General features: G+C 68.7%; 12 protein-coding genes and 1 pseudogene. 4 read left to right on the forward strand and 9 right to left on the reverse strand.

The annotated features are described in order from the left end of the window. Positions 1-52: 52 nt before the first annotated feature. Positions 53-958, reverse strand: a complete 906-nt coding sequence (locus I5Q34_RS27320; RefSeq protein ID WP_199895241.1) for an urease accessory protein UreD — start codon at positions 956-958, stop codon at positions 53-55. After that, positions 919-1,617, reverse strand: a complete 699-nt coding sequence (gene ureG, locus I5Q34_RS27325; protein ID WP_199895103.1) for an urease accessory protein UreG — start codon at positions 1,615-1,617, stop codon at positions 919-921. Before ureG ends, I5Q34_RS27320 begins: the two co-directional genes overlap by 40 nt. Before the next feature lie 441 nt (positions 1,618-2,058). Here ureG and I5Q34_RS27330 point away from each other — a divergent pair. Next, positions 2,059-2,184: pseudogene (locus I5Q34_RS27330) on the forward strand (malate dehydrogenase); the annotation flags it as partial. Positions 2,185-2,204: 20 nt separating this feature from the next. Here the strand turns inward: I5Q34_RS27330 and I5Q34_RS27335 are convergent. Next, complete coding sequence (locus I5Q34_RS27335) at positions 2,205-4,034, reverse strand: GAF domain-containing protein (protein ID WP_199895104.1); 1,830 nt, start codon at positions 4,032-4,034, stop codon at positions 2,205-2,207. A 104-nt stretch (positions 4,035-4,138) separates the two neighbouring features. On the opposite strand from I5Q34_RS27335, the gene I5Q34_RS27340 reads away from it, so the two are divergent. After that, positions 4,139-4,966, forward strand: coding sequence for a class II aldolase/adducin family protein (locus tag I5Q34_RS27340; protein WP_199895105.1), 828 nt, complete (start codon positions 4,139-4,141; stop codon positions 4,964-4,966). A gap of 103 nt (positions 4,967-5,069) precedes the next feature. Here the strand turns inward: I5Q34_RS27340 and I5Q34_RS27345 are convergent, their stop codons facing one another. The 4 genes from I5Q34_RS27345 to I5Q34_RS27360 are packed head-to-tail and all read right to left on the reverse strand — an operon-like array spanning position 5,070 to position 9,571. After that, complete coding sequence (locus tag I5Q34_RS27345; RefSeq protein WP_199895106.1) at positions 5,070-5,723, reverse strand: LUD domain-containing protein; 654 nt, start codon at positions 5,721-5,723, stop codon at positions 5,070-5,072. After that, the gene (locus tag I5Q34_RS27350) at positions 5,723-7,165 is read right to left on the reverse strand and encodes a lactate utilization protein B (protein ID WP_199895107.1); all 1,443 of its coding nucleotides are present in this window, start codon (positions 7,163-7,165) and stop codon (positions 5,723-5,725) included. Before I5Q34_RS27350 ends, I5Q34_RS27345 begins: the two co-directional genes overlap by 1 nt. Then, positions 7,162-7,896: a (Fe-S)-binding protein gene (locus I5Q34_RS27355; protein WP_199895108.1), complete on the reverse strand. Its 735-nt coding sequence runs from the start codon at positions 7,894-7,896 to the stop codon at positions 7,162-7,164. The genes I5Q34_RS27350 and I5Q34_RS27355 overlap by 4 nt, the downstream gene beginning before the upstream one ends. 4 nt (positions 7,897-7,900) lie before the next feature. Next, positions 7,901-9,571, reverse strand: a complete 1,671-nt coding sequence (locus I5Q34_RS27360; protein ID WP_199895109.1) for an alpha-keto acid decarboxylase family protein — start codon at positions 9,569-9,571, stop codon at positions 7,901-7,903. 80 nt (positions 9,572-9,651) lie between these two features. On the opposite strand from I5Q34_RS27360, the gene I5Q34_RS27365 reads away from it, so the two are divergent. Next, positions 9,652-10,143 carry a MarR family winged helix-turn-helix transcriptional regulator gene (locus tag I5Q34_RS27365; protein WP_199895110.1) on the forward strand — a complete coding sequence of 164 codons (492 nt, stop codon included), beginning with the start codon at positions 9,652-9,654 and terminating at the stop codon, positions 10,141-10,143. A gap of 974 nt (positions 10,144-11,117) precedes the next feature. Further along, entirely contained in the window at positions 11,118-12,857 is a 1,740-nt protein-coding gene (locus I5Q34_RS27370; protein ID WP_199895111.1) for an FG-GAP-like repeat-containing protein, read from the forward strand. 981 nt (positions 12,858-13,838) lie between these two features. On the opposite strand, the gene I5Q34_RS27375 is transcribed toward I5Q34_RS27370, so the two are convergent. Further along, positions 13,839-14,978: an acyltransferase gene (locus tag I5Q34_RS27375; RefSeq protein ID WP_199895112.1), complete on the reverse strand. Its 1,140-nt coding sequence runs from the start codon at positions 14,976-14,978 to the stop codon at positions 13,839-13,841. A 49-nt stretch (positions 14,979-15,027) separates the two neighbouring features. Continuing rightward, positions 15,028-17,187, reverse strand: coding sequence for a PIG-L family deacetylase (locus I5Q34_RS27380; RefSeq protein WP_234429640.1), 2,160 nt, complete (start codon positions 17,185-17,187; stop codon positions 15,028-15,030). Between the last annotated feature and the right edge of the window lie 13 nt (positions 17,188-17,200).

Here is a 17,200-nt window from a genome sequence, read left to right on the forward strand (position 1 = left end):
TCACGTGGGAATCCCCCTGCTGGGAACGCCGCCTCGGTCGGGGCGGCGATGATCACAGAGCTGCTGGGTGGATACTTCCGTCTCTCCTGCTGTCATGGACAGGCTGTGCGAGTACTTCTTTACTAATCCGTAAGGATGCCGATATGCGCGGACCGTCTTTGTCCTCCTTCGTCCGGCTCACCCGGTTTTCCTCCGCTCGGAGCAGTCTGCGCAGTTCCAGGGCGTCGGGCGCCACGGCCGTGACGACCGTCGCCGGGCCGGCCAGCGCCAGGACGGCCGCGGTCGGCCCGATCCGCCGGGGCTCCTCCGGAGCTCCGGCCAAGTCTGGGTCCACGACGAGGAGTTGCCCGACGGCCCGGTGGCCGCCGAGGACGGCGCCGCCGTCCCAGCCCGGCGCCCCCGGTCCGTAGCGCAGCTCCTGGTCGTAGAGCGGGCGGCCCGCGCGGCACACGGTCAGCCGGGTCGTCAGCCGGCCCGGCCGCTCGCCCGCACGGCCCAGGACCTGCTCCTCGCGCAGCACCAGCCGGGCGGTGGGGGCGAGTTCGACCCGCGTCGTCATGCGCAGGTCGCTGCCGCGCGCGGAGATCAGCGGCTCGGGCAACCAGTGGAGGACGGCGCCCTCGCCGACGGTGATGCGGGTGTCGTACGTGGCCGGCGCGCCCGTCCGGCCGGGCAGTGCGAGGGTGGCGGCGGTGGTGCCGAAGCGCAGCGCGGCGCCGGCCTCGACCGTCACGGTGAGCGTGAGCCGGTCCCCGCCGAGTGGGGCGCTCATCGCGCCGACGAGCGTCACGCTCGCCTCCGGGCCGCCCCGGGGGCCGGTCCTGCGCAGGGCGAACGGGCCCTCGCCGGCCAGGACCGGCAGCGCCGTGCCGCCGCGGCCGTCCGGGACGGCGACGACGCGGGCGGCGGCGCGGACGCTCACGCCGCCGCCCACTCCGCGAGACGCTCGCGCACCCAGTCGCGCACCGGTGCCACGCCGTCCTCGGCGGCGAGGGACGTGAACGCCACCGGCAGCTCGCCGCGTTGCGCCTTGGCGTCGCGGGCCATGCCCTCCAGGTCCACGCCGACGTACGGGGCGAGGTCCGTCTTGTTGACCACCAGCAGGTCGGCGGTGGTGATGCCCGGGCCGCCCTTGCGCGGAATGTCGTCCCCGCCCGCCACGTCGATGACGAAGATCTGGGCGTCGACCAGCCCCCTGGAGAAGGTGGCGGTCAGGTTGTCCCCGCCGGACTCGACGAGGACGAGGTCGAGCGGCCCGACACCGTCCTCCAGATCCTCGATCGCCTCGAGGTTGGCGGAGATGTCGTCCCGGATCGCGGTGTGCGGGCAGGCGCCGGTCTCGACGGCGGTGATCCGCTCCGGCGGCAGAACGGCGTTCCGCAGCAGGAACTCGGCGTCCTCCCGGGTGTAGATGTCGTTGGTCACGACCGCGATCGACAACTCGTCGCGCAGGGCCCGGCAGAGGGCGGCGACGGTCGCGGTCTTCCCGGATCCGACGGGCCCGCCGAGCCCGATCCGGAGGGCTCGGCGGATGCCGTCGGGGCGGTGGGGGGAGGTGGGGGTGGTGGTGTAGGTGTGGCGGTGGGGGAAGGGGTTGGTTGAGTGGTCGAGGTGCATCGGTATCTCCTGGGGGTTGTTGGGTTGCTGTGGGGGTTTGGGTGTGCCCCGGACCCTCCCCCAGAGGGGGCACCCCCACTTTCACCGTTTCTTCCGGGGCTCCGCCCCGGGGGCCCGGCACCGCGCTGCGCGCTGCGCGCGGTGGGCGGTGGGCGGTGGGCAGTGGGCAGTGGGCAGTGGGCAGTGGGCAGTGGGCAGTGGGCGGGGCTGGGCCCCTCGGTCTCGTTCCGGGGGGCCTGCCCCCCTGACCCCCGCCCGCGCGGCGAGCGGGGCTCTGCCCCTGCACCCCGCCGGGGGCTGCGCCCCCTGGACCCCGAAGTTGCGTTCCGGGCGGCAGGGCAAGGGCTTCGCCCCGGCCCCCGCAACGCAGCTGCGCCGCGCACACCTCCGGCTCCGGCTCCGGCTCCGGCTCCGGCTCCGGCTCCGGCTCCGGCTCCGGCCAAGAACGGCACGTACGAGATCGTCCAGGGCCTGGAGATCAACGAGTTCTCCCGCACCCGCATCGACGCGACAGTGCAGGAGCTCGCTCAGGAACGCGAAGCGGTCCGCGCGCTCGGCCTCATCTGATCCGCTCTCCGCAAGCCGCCTCACCAGGGCTCCGGCTCCGGATGCACCCGCAGCAGAATGTGCAGGTCCAGCAAGCGCGGCGGTTCCCGCCATCCGGAGCCCAGACATTGGTCCAGGACGGCGAGTCGCTGATAGAGCGTGTTGGTGTGGATCCCCAGGGCCCTGGCCGCGGGTGCGGCGCGACATCCATGGTCCAGGAATGCCTTGACGGTTGCCAGCAACGGTACGCTGCGCCGCTTCTGTTCCCGTACCACAGGTCCCAGCAGTTCCTCGAACTGCGTCTGAAGCTCTTTCCGCCCTGTGTGCCGAAGGAGTACTCGGTAAATGCCCAGCTGATCAGCTGTGGCCGCGGCGCCGGTCCGGCTCAGGGTCAGCAGCGCGTCCAGGGTATGGACTGCGTCGCGGTAGCAGCGGTGGAGATCGGCCGGCCCCTTACTGGGTCCTGAGACACCGAGCGTCGTCGTGGGGGAACCGCCGCGGGCGCGCCATGCCCGCACGAGTGCCTCCGGATCACCGGTCGGCACCACCGCCAGAAGTCTCGCCCCGTCGACCGCGACCACAGTGCCCGTCGGCAATGTCAGCCCGTTGAGCCCCTGTCGTGCCTTCTGCAAGCCTTGGCCCGGTTGAGCGGCGATCAAGCAGTACGGCGCCGAAGGATCGAGACCGACACTGCGCATTCTCCGGCGCAGGATGACCGGATCGGGCTCCGGACGGTTCAGCAGGTTCAGCAGCAGGGCGTCCCGGTCCGCCCGGGTCGCCTGGACGACCGCTCGTTCGGCGAGAACAGTACGTGCAAGAACCGGTACGGCCCGTTCCAGGAACAGCTCGTGATCGTCACCGTGATCGCCCACGAGCACCAGGGCTCCAAGGACCGTCTGCCCGGCGGCCACCGTCCTCACCTGAACGGTTCCCTCGCCGGCCCGGAAGACATGGCACTCGTCCGACGGGTCGTCGGACCATGTCTCCAGCAGGGGCGGCAACCACGGTAGCCGTTCGGCCAGTTCGACCGGCAAGCCGCCCGCGGCGTCGACAAACGTCGCGTCTCCCGTGGTCGCCCCCGCGATCTCACTCACCAACTCGGCCACACCGCCGCCCCGCAGGACGACCGCGTTCAGTCGCTGGTCCCACTCCAGGGCGCGTTCCAGCTGCGTCTTCACCAGGAGGAGTTGCTCGGTCGCCGACCGGTACCGCTCCAGAGTCGTCGCAGTGTCCATGCTGACGGAGGCGTGCGAGGCCAGTGCCGACAGCAGGACGACCTCGTCATCGGCGAAGCGGCGTTCATGCCTCCTGCAGACGATCAACGCGCCCGCTGCCCGCCCCGGACCGGCCAGCGGAACGCCCAGCATGGAGCGGAACTGCTCAGCGTCGGCCAGCGCGTCGTAGGGCTGGTGCACGAACGCGGATTCCATGAAGTAGTCGCTGGTCCGCACCGGCTCGCCTCGGTGGACGACTGCGCCGAGCATGCCGGTGGTGCAAGGCACTCGCAGTCCGCGCAGTTGCGGGGTGCGGGCACCGCTCGCGACTTCCACCACCACCTCGTCCCTGCGCACCAGCCCGATGTAGGCGAGATCGGCCCCGAGGATTCTGCGCGCCTGCTCCGTGATCTCCCGCAGCAGGCGGTCGGGACTGCGTACGCCCGCCAGCTGTGTGGCCATGTCGTTCAGCAGGAGCAGCCCGGACGCCCAGTTGCGCTGCCGGTCGAGGAGTGATTTCAGACGCAGGGCGGCGCCGGCCTGCCGCTCCACGTGCAAGGCGTCCACGCCGTCATGTATCAGCGCATCCCGGTGCCGGCTGATCGCATCGGCCGACGCATCCGCCAACAGCAGCTCCAGCCAAGGCTCGGTCATCATGCCTCCTCACCCCCCAGGGTGAATGTATAGAACACACATTAAATGACTCCAAGTGGGATGGTTCATCCATGCCTTCCCTGCGCAGACGCCCATAGCGTGAAGTCATGAACGAAACACAGAGCGCACCCCAGAAGCAGCACGGCAAGTTCGGAGAAGTGAACGTCTTCCAGCCGGGGGCGAATGGTCTTCCCTGCCCGCCGCAGAACTTGCCCGTAGAGGAGGAGCGGGAGCTGCGCAAGCGTGAACTGGCGGCCACTTTCCGGCTGTTCGGAAGGTTCGGGTTCTCCGAGGGGGTCGCCGGACATGTCACGGCACGCGACCCGGAGCTGCCCGACCATTTCTGGCTCAACCCGTTCGGGATGAGCTTCAGCCAGATCAAGGTCTCCGATCTGATCCTTGTCAATGAGCAAGGTGAGGTGGTCGAAGGAAAAGGCACTGCCAACTGGGCCGCCTTCTGTATTCACTCAGAAGTTCACAAGGCCCGCCCTGACGTGGTGGCAGCCGCTCATACGCACTCTCTCTACGGCAAGGCGCTCGCGTCCCTGGGCAAGGGACTCGAACCGATCACCCAGGACGCCACGGCGTTCTACCAGGATCACGGGCTGTACGCCGAGTACGGCGGTCCGGCCGGTTACAAGGAGGAGGGAGAGCGGATCGCCACGGCTGTCGGCGGGAGCAAGGCCGCGGTCCTGCAGAACCACGGACTCATCACCGTGGGACACAGTGTCGGTGAAGCGGCATGGTGGTTCATCACCATGGAGCGTTCCTGTCAGGCACAGTTGCTCGCGATGGCCGCTGGCAAGCCCATCCACATCGATCACGAGACGGCAGAGTTCTCCCGCAAGGAGGTCGGCTCCCACTACGCCGGCTGGCTGAGCTTCCGGCCGCTGTGGGACCAGATCACCGCGGAACAGCCCGACTTGTTCGACTGAGCCCCCGGCGCTACTGAGCCCCGGTCCGCGTCCCTGAGTGCATGCCGAGAACTTCCGCACAACGAAGCTCGCCCCACGCACGGGACCGGACCGGGGCGCTTTGTCATCCGCCCTCGCCGTCCCTTCGTGGAGCGTCCTCGACGAGAACGAGGTCGAGGGTGCGCGGGCCGTGGGCACCCTCGACCCTGGTGAGTTCGATGTCGGCCGTTGCCGAGGGGCCGGCGATCCAGACCACGGGCCGGTCCGGGGTGAGCAGCGGGAGCGCCTCGGCCGGCGTGCCCACGACCTGGGACGCGAACAGCACGCAGATGTGCCGGTCCGGGACCAGGCTCAGGGCACGACGACCCTGCCGGGGGCCTGAGTTGACGGCCAGGCCGCCGGTCGTCGCCACAGCGGTGACGCATGCCGTGATCGAGCAGTCGACTTCGGCCAGCCGCTGGTACGACAGGCCGGGGCCGTCGGAGATCAGCCGGACGGCGGGTCCGAGGCCGTCGAGCCACGCGGCGGGCAGGTCGACGGGGACGGCGACCGTACGGGCTTCGTACCGCTGCGTGATCGCTGCCAGAGCGGCGGGCAGTTCCGCGGGGGCGACGCGATGGACATTGGTGTTGTACTCCCGCATGTACGCGACGAGCATGTCGAGGTCGGCGGGCCCCGTGCGCAGGTATTCGCGCGCCACCGGTGCCCCCGCGCTGCCCGGGGGCACGTCGGCGAGCGCCGCGTCGACGCGTTCGAGGATCCGGTTCCGGGCGCTCATCAGGCTTCTCCTTCGTCGGGCTGTCCGTGCTCCTTGCGCCACCAGCGGCGGAAGGAGGTGTCAGGAAGGTCGGGCAGGTCGCGGGTGCGGGTCCAGGCGGCGCTGGGCCCGGGCAGCGGCAGCGCGGCCGCTTTGTTGCCGAGGGTCCCGGCCATGCGCTGTACGGCGCCCAGTGCGTGGGGGTGCTCGAAGACGGCGCGGGACGCGCTCATGGCGACGCGTTCGGCGGCGTGTCCCTTGCCCTGTGAGGTCTTTGAACGCAGGTGAAGAAGGACCTCCGGGAAGTCGATCTTCACGGGGCAGACCTCGCTGCACGCTCCGCACAGCGTCGACGCGTACGGGAGGGACCGTTCGACCTCGTTGCTCAGTCCGCCCAGTTGGGGGGTGAGGATCGCACCGATCGGCCCCGAGTAGACGGCGCCGTAGGTCTGTCCGCCTCCGGCGTGCTCGAAGACGGGGCAGACGTTGAGGCAGGCGGAGCAGCGGATACAGCGCAGGGCCTGCCGGCCGACGGGGTCGGCGAGGGCCCGGGTGCGGCCGTTGTCGACCAGGACGAGGTGGAAATCACTGGGCCCGTCGCCCGGGGTGGGGCCGCTCCACATAGAGATGTAGGTGTTCTGCCGCTCGCCCACCGCGGACAGCGGCAGCAGTTGGAGGAAGACCTCCAGGTCCTGCCAGGTGGGCAGGAGCTTTTCGATGCCGATGACGGAGATGAGTGTGTCCGGAAGCGTGCTGCACATCCGGCCGTTGCCCTCGCCCTCGAAGATCAGGACGGTTCCCGTCTCGGCGACGGCGAAGTTGCCCCCGCTGATCCCCACCTTCGCCTTGAGGAACTTCTCCCGCAGATGCAGGCGGGCCGCCTCGGTCAGTTCCTCCGGGCTGTCCGTCAGTCCTTCGGGTGCGGGGCGCCCGTGCTTGTGCATCTCGCTGACGAACGTGTCGCGGATCTGGTCGCGGTTGAGGTGGATGGAGGGGGCGATGATGTGTGAGGGCCGGTCGCCGCGCAGCTGGTTGGCGAACGCCCCGAGGTCCGTCTCGATCGGCTCGATGCCTGCCTCGACGAGGGCCTCGTCGAGGCCGATCTCCTCGCTGACCATCGACTTGACCTTGACCACGTCGCGGGTGCCGGTGGCCTTCACCAGTTCGGTGATGATGCGGGAGGCTTCCTCACCGTCCTCGGCCCAGTGGACGTGCCCGCCCCGCGCCGTCACCGATTCTTCCAGCTGCCGCAGGTAGTGGCCGAGATGGCGGATCACGTCGTCCTTGATGGCGGCGCCGGCTTCTCTGAGCGCGGGTGCGTCGGGGACCTCGGCGAAGACCCGGGCCCGCTTGGCCCGGATCTTGCGGGTGGCGTGGGAGATGTTGTCGTGCAGGACGGTGTCGTTCTCCACCCGGTCCGCCATCTTGGCGAACTTGGGCATGCCGACGAAGGTACGGCTCATCGCGCTTCTCCTTCGGTCGCGGCGAGGATCTCGGCTATGTGCAGGGTCCGTACCGGAGCGCCCTGCTTGTGCAGGGTGCCGCCGATGTTCAGCAGGCAGGAGTTGTCGGCGCCACAGAGGAATTCCGCTCCGCTGGCGACGGCGTTGCGGGCCTTGGTGGCGGCCATCGAGGCGGAGACGGCGCGGTTCTTGACGGAGAAGGTCCCGCCGAAGCCGCAGCATTCCTGCGCGTCCAGCAGCTCGACGTACTCCAGGCCGCGCACCGCCTTGAGCAGTTGCTCCGGGCGGTCACCCAGCAGCAGCATCCGCTTGGAATGGCAGGAGGGGTGGTAGGCGACCTTGTGCGGGAAGTACGCGCCGACATCGGTCCGGCCCAGTACGTCGACGAGGAACTCCGTCAGTTCGTACACGCGTGGTGTCAGCCGGGCCACTTCCCGCGCCAGCGCGGGATCACCCTCGGCGAGCTCGGGATAGTGCTTGCGCAGAACGGTCGCGCAGGAGCCCGAGGGAGTCACGATCCTCTCGGCATCGGCGAAGTCCGCGACGAACTTGCGGGCCAGGGCGCGCGCGTCATCGGGGAAGCCGCTGTTGAGGTGCATCTGGCCGCAGCAGGTCTGGGCCACGGGGAAGTCGACCGTGTGGCCTAGGCGCTCCAGCAGGGTGACGGTGGCGCGGCCGGCGTCGGGGAAGACGGTGTCGTTGACGCAGGTCACGAAGAGTGAGACACGCATGGCGTCAGCCCCCGTAGTTGTTCTGCTCCGCGAAGCGGCGGCAGATCGCGGTCAGCAGTTCAGGGGAGTCGTCCTGGTCCAGGACCGCCTCGATCAGCACCAGCTTGTCCGGGTTGCTCCGGGCCTCGGCGAGGGCTGCGTCCAGTTCCTCGCCGTTCTGCGCCCGGACGGCGAGCGAGCGGTGGGCGGCGCCGAAGGCCGTCGGCAGCGCGGTGTAGTCCCAGGCACCGATGTCGTTGTACGAGGCGGTGGGGCCGTGAATGGCGCGCTCCACGGTGTAGCCGTCGTTGTTGACGACGATGACGACCGGGGCCGCGCCGTAGCGGGCCATCGTCCCGAGGGCCTGTGCGGTGAGCTGGAGCGAGCCGTCGCCGATCACCAGGACGCAGCGGTTCTCCGGCACGGCGAGCTGGGCACCGAGGGTCGCGGGCAGGGTGTAGCCGATCGAGCCCCACAGCGGCTGGCCGATCAGGCTGCCGTCCGGGGGCAGGGTGATCTCCTGGGCCGCGAAGAAGCTCGTGCCCTGCTCGGCCACGAGCACTTCTCCCGGCTGGAGGAAGGCTTCGACGCGCGCCCACAGCGACTGCTGTGTCAGCGGGCCCTTCGCCGGTTCCGGCCGGCGGTCCGGCGTGGCGGTCCCGTCCAGCGGTCGCAGGTCTGTGGCGCCGGAGAACAGTGCCGTGAGCCCGGCGAGCGCGTTGCCGAGAGTGACGCCCTCGTAGCGGGCGTGCCCCACCGTCGCGTACCCGTCGAAGAGCCCGATGGTGCGGCGGACGGGGAAGTCATGGGTGAAGCCGCCGGTCACCGTGTCGGTGATCTGGGCACCGGCGAGGACGAGCAGATCCGTGTCCTCGACCGCGGCCCTCGTCGCCTTGTCGCTGAACGCTCCCACGTACACACCGGTGAAGTACGGGGCGTCCTCGGCGACCGTGCCCCGCGCGCTGGACAGTACGCAGGCGCGTATCGGGGCCGACTCCAGCAGGACGCGCACGGCTCCGGCCAGGCCGTACCGGTCGATCTGGTGCCCGGCCAGCACTGTGGCACTCCCGGAGTCCGCCAGCAGCCGGGCCGCGTGCTCGAGGAAGGCACCGAGTCCGGGCCGGTCCGGCGAGTGCTCCCCCGCTTCCAGGAGCGGGGCTTCCGGCGCGGGGACGGCCAGGGCGACCAGGTCGGCGGGGAAGTTCAGGTGGACGGGGCGCTTCTCGCTCAGCATGGTGCGCAGCAGCCGGTCGATCTGCTCCGTCGGGGCCCGCGCGGTGAGCGTCTCACGGGCGGCGGTCACCTCCTGGAACATGCGGCCGAAGTGGTCGTAGTTCCCGTCGGCGAGGGTGTGGTGCAGGGGGGCTCCGGAGGCCGCGGCGGTGCTGGCCGGCATGCCCGTGATCGCCAGTACCGGCACCTGTTCCGCGAAGCTGCCCGCGATGCCGTTGACCGCGGAGAGCTCTCCGACGCCGAAGGTGGTGGCGAGGGCGGCCGCGCCACGACGACGGGCGTAACCGTCGGCCGCGTAGGCGGCGTTGAGCTCGTTGCAGTTGCCGACCCACTCGAGATCCGGGTGGTCCAGGATCCTGTCGAGGAAGCCGAGGTTGTAGTCGCCGGGAACTCCGAATATATGCCCGATTCCCAGCTCACGGAGCCGGTCGAGCAGATAGTCACCGAGCGGGACTAGGGCCATGAGTGATCACTCTCCACAATAGATAGGTCAATAATATTGACCCAAGTTGCACACTAATCCCCGTCCTGTAATATGTCAACATGGTTGACCTAAAGCGTCCGACTGCCGCCGACCGGGATCTCTGTCTGCTCTATCTCGCCTATCGCGAGTACAACGAGGAGCCCGATGCCACCCTCGCCGAGCACAGACTCAACCGGTCCCACCACCGGATCCTGTTCTTCCTCGCGCTCATGCCGGGCATGAGCGTCGGCGAGTTGCTCGGCATCCTCAAACTCAGCAAGCAGGCCATCAACGCACCATTGCGCGCCCTCTCCGACCAGGGGCTGATCGAGGCGACACCCGCCGCCGACGACCGGCGGCGCAAGGAACTCCGGCTCACACCCACCGGCGCAGAGCTGGAACGCGAACTCGCCCGGCAGCGCGGACGGTTGGGCGCAGCACTCGATGCTGTCGGCCCCGAGAAGGCCCGGGCCTGGCGCGAGGTCATGACCGTGCTCGCGGGGGAGGACTGGGCGGAGCTGGACGGCAGACTGACGGGAACGGATGAGCGGTCCGGGCCAACGGGCCCGTGACGGCTCTCCGACAGGCGCGGCGATCGCAAATTTCCGAGGCCTGAGCCCCTGTCGCCCGGTAGGCGAATCGCACGTCCGGGCCAGAGGCCGTCTTTACCGTTCTCTTGGAACTCTTCGCTATCGCTGCACCATGCGCAACAGCACCGCGAAGCCATGCATCGCGCGGCTGTCACGTCACTGCGGTCGGCACATCCTTCTGGCCTTCGCTGTGGCCACCGCTCCTCAAGGCAGGCCGGCGCAACCACCGGATCCGCCCGATCCAACCGGCATACGCCGTACCGACGGTGGCCGCGCCCTGCGGATATCGGACCGGCCGCCGACGACCCGGGCAAACCCAGCGACATCAGCGCTTCGGGCAACGGCGCACGATGGCGCCCGGGCCGGGGGCTGAAGGCCGAGGCCTGGATCGAGCACGGCCGGCTGCTCGTCCTGATCACCGCCGACCGTGACGCCGGCATGACTGGTCGCGGTACCAACCGGGCCGGCTTCGAGCTCCAGCTCCCCCGCGGCGAAGGCCCGTCTCCCCTATCGGCAACGCCTTCTGGAACTCCCGCGATGCCCAACTCTTCGGCAACGAGGGGAGCATGGCGTAGCAGCTCTCCCTGCTGATCCGGGCTTACAACCTCAGCCCCGGCCTCGGCGTCAGCAGCCAGCCTCTCATCCAAGACTGGCCGCTTGGCGGGTGTTTGTTTTCTTTGGTGAGCAGTGGTGGGCGAGGGCTGGGGGTGCAATGGGGAGGTCGGGTGCCTGTGTGCCTTTCTGTTCCGGTATTTGCAGGGGAGAGAGGGCTGGCGGGCGCCCAGGTTGTTGTTGTGATAGCCCGCCATGCTGAGCGGGGCGTTACATAGGAGTTGAGCTTGATAGTGATGCGCGCAAGCGGCACAGGTCCACGGGCGGGGATGGGCGACGGGGAGGACGCAGGGGCGCGGGAGCGTGACGGGAGCGGCCAGGTGCGGCGGTGGTCGCGTGTCGGCATGGGGGCGCTGCTGGTGGTCTCGATCATCGGCGGCGGCACTGCCGCCGCCGTGGCCGACACCCACGCCCCGCGCTCCTCCGCAGCGGCCCTTGGCGCAGGCAAGCGAACCGCGACGCTCCCCGCTCCTACGGTGACAGGGCCAACGGAGAACGTCACGGCGGCGAATGCCCGTCCGGACATCACCGGTACCAGTGAGAATGGTGCGACGGTGCAGGTGAAGATCAAGCACGGCCAGACCAGCGAACTGCTGGGCAGCGTCACAGCCGATAAAACAACGGGCAAGTGGACGCTCACCCCGAAGAATCCCCTCCCAGCCGGCAAGATCACCCTCGCCGTCACCCAGACCAAGGACAAAAAGACCTCGAAAGCGGTCAACTGGCCCTTCTCCGTACCGGCGAACCTCGCGCTTCCGGTGGTGACATCGCCGCATAAGGCGGCGAATGCCCGTCCGGACATCACCGGTACCAGTGAGAATGGTGCGACGGTGCAGGTGAAGATCAAGCACGGCCAGACCAGCGAACTGCTGGGCAGCGTCACAGCCGATAAAACAACGGGCAAGTGGACGCTCACCCCGAAGAATCCCCTCCCAGCCGGCAAGATCACCCTCGCCGTCACCCAGACCAAGGACAAAGACACCTCGAATGCGGCCAGTTGGTCCGTCACCGTACCGGCGAAGCTCAAAGAGCCCAAGGTGACGTCACCGGCGAAGGACGCCAAGGTGCCGACCGCCCGTCCGGTCATCGAGGGTACCGATGGTGTGAAGGGCGCGACGGTGCAGGTGAAGATCAAAAACGGCCAGACAGTGGGCACTGTCAAGGTCGGCAAGAAGGGCCATTGGACGCTCACCCCGAAGCATCCCCTTCCGGCCGGCAAGATCACTCTGACCGTCACCCAGACCAAGGGCAACGACACCTCGAAAGCGGTCGAGCTGCCCTTCACCGTCCCGACCAACAAGCCGGTCAACCCCTGGGACATGGACGAGGTGGTCCTGGCCGATGTCGACGGGGACCACCGCGCCGACGTCCTCGCCAAGCCCACCAGCGACAGCGGCCTGTACTGGTTCAAGGGAAACGGGAACAAGACCTACAAGCAGGGCGTAAAGATCTTCGACTCCTGGGACTACACCCAGACGGTGGCCGCGGACTTCGACGGTGACGGCAAGACCGACCTGGTCGCCGTCGACAAGAGCGGCAACCTCATGCTCTGGCGCGGCGAGGGTGGCGGGAAGTTCGCCTCCCCGACGCTCCTGACGAAGTGGGGTGGCAAGGAACAGACCACCGCCGGTGACGTCGACGGCGATGGCGTCGCCGACCTCGTCGCCCGTGACGCCAAGGACGGCGAGCTCAAGCTCTGGCGCGGCCAGAAGATCAAGGGGGGCAACCCCTTCGCCAAGCCTCTGGCCCTGACCAAGTGGTCCGGCTTCGCCCAGACCACCATCAGCGACGTCGACGGCGATGGCAAGGCCGACCTCATCGCCATGGACACCAACCACCTCCTCAAGTACTGGAAGTCCGACGGCAACGCCAAGGACAACCCCTTCCGCAAGCCCATCACCCTGACCAAGTGGGCCGGCTTCACCCACACCACCGCCGGCGACATCAACGGCGACCACAAATTCGACCTCATCGCCGTGGACACCAACAAAGGCCAGCTCAAGAACTGGACCTCCAACGGCAAAACCGAAGGCAACCCCTTCAGCAAGCCCACCGTCGTCAAGCTCACCTACTTCAAGAACTAGCACCGGCCACAGGCGAACAGTGCCCGCACACCAGTAACCCGGGCACCCTCACCCCGTGAACAAACGGGCCGGCAACACAAGGAAGGGCTGGGAACACGCACATCACACACGTGTCCCCAGCCCTTCCCGCACTCCCCACATCAACGGCCGACACGACCACCCAGGGGAGTACCGGAAAGGCGGCCCCTCCACGACGGGGAGCGCCCCGATCAACGAGCCCGGCCACTCCTGGCGACAGCCGAGAGCGATCGACAACACGCATGACCGCGACCAATGTCGCCTCCCCTGCCACCACGGCGTTTCCAGGACCCTCCCCCTCTTCACCGAGTCGGGTGGACGATGGCTACGGCGGCCTCGTGCCACATACCCCATCCGGAATACGCGTTCGCCGACCGACCCGCTGGAGGCCGCGATGTCGACCGCGTCGAGGTGTTCGGCGAGCTTGAACGACATATATCGCGTGCCCACATCCGAGTGATGTATCAGCTCGTCCGGGGCAGGGAGCCGTCCATGGCGGCCCCGCTGCCATAGCGCCATCTCCACGGCATCCATTACCAGTTGGGCCTACTTGGTGGTGGCCGCGGCCCGGCCGATGTGGTGCGCCGGAAGAAGGTGTCCACGACGAAAGCGACGCGGACGGCTCCGGACCATGCATGAGAAAAGCAGCAGGCCAAACGGGACTTGTGGGGCGCCCAGTGCTCTGTAAGAGGCACGCCGGGTGCGCAGGGCGGTCCAGGGAAACGGACTGGTTGGAAGATCAGTACCGCGCCCGGGCCGAACCGCTACACTGTCCGCGAGCACGAACGCCTCTATCCCACTCGCGACCAGCAGGGCTACGGCGCAACCGCTTCGACTTCCCTCGGAAGGAACCGCACCTCCCGCAGAACCGGCCGCAAGACGCCTGAGCATGCGCACAGGAGGAGAGTTCTTTCTGCTGTGCAGGGAACGCCTGTGCTGGATGGGCCGGCCAGCCGATGCTTCTCAGCGCCCCTTCACCTGCGCGAAAGCCTGGACCATGCGGGTCCTGAGCCAGCGCCCCGCGGGCCGCTCCACGTACCTGTGCACGAACCACGACACCACCAGCATCCCGGCAACCACCAGGGGCACGATGACGTGCGGCGGAACCCGCTCGCCCATGACATGCGTGATTTGCCAACCGATGCACTCATGCAGCAGATACAGCGGATAGGTCAACGCGCCCGCAACCGGCAGCCAGCGGCAGGTAACCCACGAAAGCCTCCCGGTCGCCAGAAACGCCATGAGAACAAACCACATGCCCACGACCACGACAACCGGCCAGTACGGGACAGTGTGCCCCAGGTAGGTCCGCAGGTGGCTCCACGTCGTATGCGCGAAGGGCAGGGAGGCGCAGAAGCACGTCAGCACCATGCCCGTCAGCAAGACGTTCGGGCGAAAACGGTACATGAGGTAGAAGGCCACCCCTGCAATGAAGTACCAGCTGCACTCGGGCATGACGAGCATCCGCAGCGGCCCGTCGCCGGCTCCCGCGCATAGGGCGCTGGCCGCCATCCACGCACCGCAGAAGATCAGCACGCGGCGATAGGTCAGTCCCCACCAGCACATCAAGGCGAACAGCAGGTAGAAGCGCAGCTCCGCGAAGAGCGTCCAGTAGACGCCGTCCACGTCCTGCACGCCCAGGGGCTCCTGCAGCATGGTGAGGTTGGTGAGCACATCCCACCACGGCCGGGGCTTCTGCGGACCAGGGATTACGGCGACCACAAGCGTCGTGGCGACAACACCGAACCAGTAAGCGGGAAAGAGACGTACGGCCCTGGACACGAAGAAGCCCCGCACGGGCTTCCCCCAGCAGCTCATGCAGATGACAAAACCGCTGATGAGGAAAAAGAGCTCGACGCCCAGCCAGCCGTACGCCGCGACGGGGAACGCCCGCGGGAACAGCTCCTTCGTATCCGTCCGCCATCCGCCGCCGAACGCGACATATTGGTACGCGATGTAGTGATACACGACCACGCAGAGCGCCGCGAACAGCCGGATGCCGTCAAGTGCGACGACGCGCCCGGGGTGGTCCTTCCCATCAGCGTCGAGGCCCTTCCGCCGGATGTTGATTTTCTGCTCGGCACAGCCAGCTTCGTCGACCATGACTCAAGGACTCCTGGTACTGGTGACATTCCTCCGGGAACGACCGTCGTCACGCGAAACGCGTCACGTCCGGTCCCGGCTGACGGGACGTAAGGAGCTTTCCCTCCGCCGTCAGCGTGGCGACCACCAGCCGGCCCTTGGCGTCCACAGCGATCGTCGGGGCACCCACGGCCTGCTCGCCGCAGACTGCCCATCTCGGGTGCGCGCCCCGGCCCAGCCCGCCGGCGCTGAGGCTTCCGGCGTCGTTCCGGCTGACGAGCACGGCCCGTTCGCCTCCCTCCGGATCCGCCGCGACGGCCATCACACCGTAGCCACAGCCCACGAGGCCCGGACCCAGTTCCTCCCACTGCCCGTCCTTGTCGTCCAGCCGGTAGACCAGCGGCCTGGCCGTCCTCGGCTGCCGGAACACCAACAGGAGCCCACCGTCGGGCTGGGCCACCAGCGTCGGCGGATCCGCCGGGACGGGCAGCCTGCCGTGGGCGGCCAGGGCGAAGTCACCGCCGGGACGTTCCTGCACCCAGTGGTGAACCGTGTCATGACCCGAACCGGCCACATGAATACGGCCGTCGGAACCCGTGACCGCGCTGAGGCCCTCCTGGACCTCGGCGCCGCCCAGATCCGTCCACTCCTCGCCCCAACGACCCTCCCTGTCCTGGCGCTTGGTGCTCACGCCCTTGGCCCAGGTGCGGACGAAGACCTGTGCGCTGCCGTCCGCGTTACGAGCTACCGCGGGGGCGCCCACGCGGCGGCCGCGGACCGGGTCCTCCTCGGGATTGCCCAGAGAGGTCCAGAAACCGAAGCGGCCACCAGGGCTCTCCTGCTCCAGAGCGACGATCTCACGACGGTTGCCCTCCGCGTCCGCCCCGAGCCCGGCGAATCGCTCGGCGAACAACTGCCAACGGCCGTCCTTGGTCTGCGAGATGGCGAGGGCGGGCGCGAGCATGCCGCCGCCGAGCAGCCGGGGCGCGTCGAAGCGGCCGCTGCCGGGAGCGCTCTCGATCCACATCGCGGCCTGCTGGTCGAGCACGCCGAACGCGGTCAGCCGACCGTCGTGCCCGCGCTGCAGCCACGTGGTGGTGCCGGGGTAACGGACATTGGTGCTCTCGATCCAGCCAGTGCCGTACGAACGGTCCCTGCCGACCTCGAAGTCGCCACAACCCGCGGCGAAACCACAGCCGAGAGCGGGATCGCCGCCATAGGCGTTGATGACATCTGCCTTACCGCGCACGAGGCCCGGCGGCAGGTTGAACGGCCAGCGCTCGTTGTAGTAGCCCCGGTAGGTGGTGACTATGAAATGCCTGCCGTCCCCGGGGCCACGATAACGCTCCAGAGCCGCATGGGTGAAAAGGGCGACCGCCGTGTGATCCGGATGATCGGAGTAACCGGACTGATCATGGTGCGGACGATGCTTCGCGCCGTGGACCTGCATGTCCGGGTCCGGGTCCATGGTACGGATCAGGGTCGGCCTGAACCGGTCCAGCACACCCGCCAGCGCATCGATGAGCCCGGCGCGGGTGACGGGATGAGCGCCACGGACGGTGGAGCCGGTGGACACACGGGTGCGGGTGACCACCTTCGGGTCGGACCACAGGTCCCCCAGCCTGGTGTCCTTCCGGTGGGGTGGCTCCCCTGTCCGCCCGGTCCGCGGCGTTCGCCGGGCGCCGGTGTCCTTCCGGCGGGACGGCTCCTCCTGCGCGGCGCACCCGTTCTTCCCGGCCGACCCCTCCCCGGCGCCGAGCAGATCCGCCGTGTGCTGGCAGATTCCGAGGAAGACCAGGGTGACGCCGGGGCGCTCGACCAGACTGTCCACCTCGCACCGCAGGCCGCCGGGCAGGTCCAGGACGCCGCGCTTCCACTTGGCAAGCGGCTTGCCGGTCGCCATCAGCGCGTAGGCCTGACGCAGGCCCTGCTGACGGGAGCCGGCGTAACCCGCGAAGTCGGGCCTGGGCTTCTTCTCGCCGGGCACCCCGTTGATGCCATTGGCCTCGCCGCTGGTCACATAGACAGTCACCACACGGTGGTTGGCGTCGATGGACTGGCGGACGTCAGGGTTCATGAAGTCCAGGTCGTCGTCCGGGTGGGCGACGACCTGCATGGTGACGGCACCGCCGGTGCCGCCGTTGTCGGCCGCCATCTTGGCACGCGCAGCCGGTCCGGTTCCCGCGGCCTCGGAGACGGGCCTGCAGCCCGCCGCGGCAAGCGCCGCCATCGCGGTCACCACC

The organism is Streptomyces sp. AV19 (genome assembly GCF_015999245.1).
Taxonomy (GTDB): Bacteria; Actinomycetota; Actinomycetes; order Streptomycetales; family Streptomycetaceae; genus Streptomyces.

Bases quoted from the DNA above. Each gene is read 5' to 3' on its own strand.
- ureG (WP_199895103.1), bottom strand. From the start codon at position 1,617: ATGCACCTCGACCACTCAACCAACCCCTTCCCCCACCGCCACACCTAC.
- I5Q34_RS27335 (WP_199895104.1), bottom strand. From the start codon at position 4,034: ATGATGACCGAGCCTTGGCTGGAGCTGCTGTTGGCGGATGCGTCGGCC.
- I5Q34_RS27340 (WP_199895105.1), top strand. From the start codon at position 4,139: ATGAACGAAACACAGAGCGCACCCCAGAAGCAGCACGGCAAGTTCGGA.
- I5Q34_RS27345 (WP_199895106.1), bottom strand. From the start codon at position 5,723: ATGAGCGCCCGGAACCGGATCCTCGAACGCGTCGACGCGGCGCTCGCC.
- I5Q34_RS27350 (WP_199895107.1), bottom strand. From the start codon at position 7,165: ATGAGCCGTACCTTCGTCGGCATGCCCAAGTTCGCCAAGATGGCGGAC.
- I5Q34_RS27355 (WP_199895108.1), bottom strand. From the start codon at position 7,896: ATGCGTGTCTCACTCTTCGTGACCTGCGTCAACGACACCGTCTTCCCC.
- I5Q34_RS27360 (WP_199895109.1), bottom strand. From the start codon at position 9,571: ATGGCCCTAGTCCCGCTCGGTGACTATCTGCTCGACCGGCTCCGTGAG.
- I5Q34_RS27365 (WP_199895110.1), top strand. From the start codon at position 9,652: ATGGTTGACCTAAAGCGTCCGACTGCCGCCGACCGGGATCTCTGTCTG.
- I5Q34_RS27370 (WP_199895111.1), top strand. From the start codon at position 11,118: ATGGGGGCGCTGCTGGTGGTCTCGATCATCGGCGGCGGCACTGCCGCC.
- I5Q34_RS27375 (WP_199895112.1), bottom strand. From the start codon at position 14,978: ATGGTCGACGAAGCTGGCTGTGCCGAGCAGAAAATCAACATCCGGCGG.
- I5Q34_RS27380 (WP_234429640.1), bottom strand. From the start codon at position 17,187: ATGGCGGCGCTTGCCGCGGCGGGCTGCAGGCCCGTCTCCGAGGCCGCG.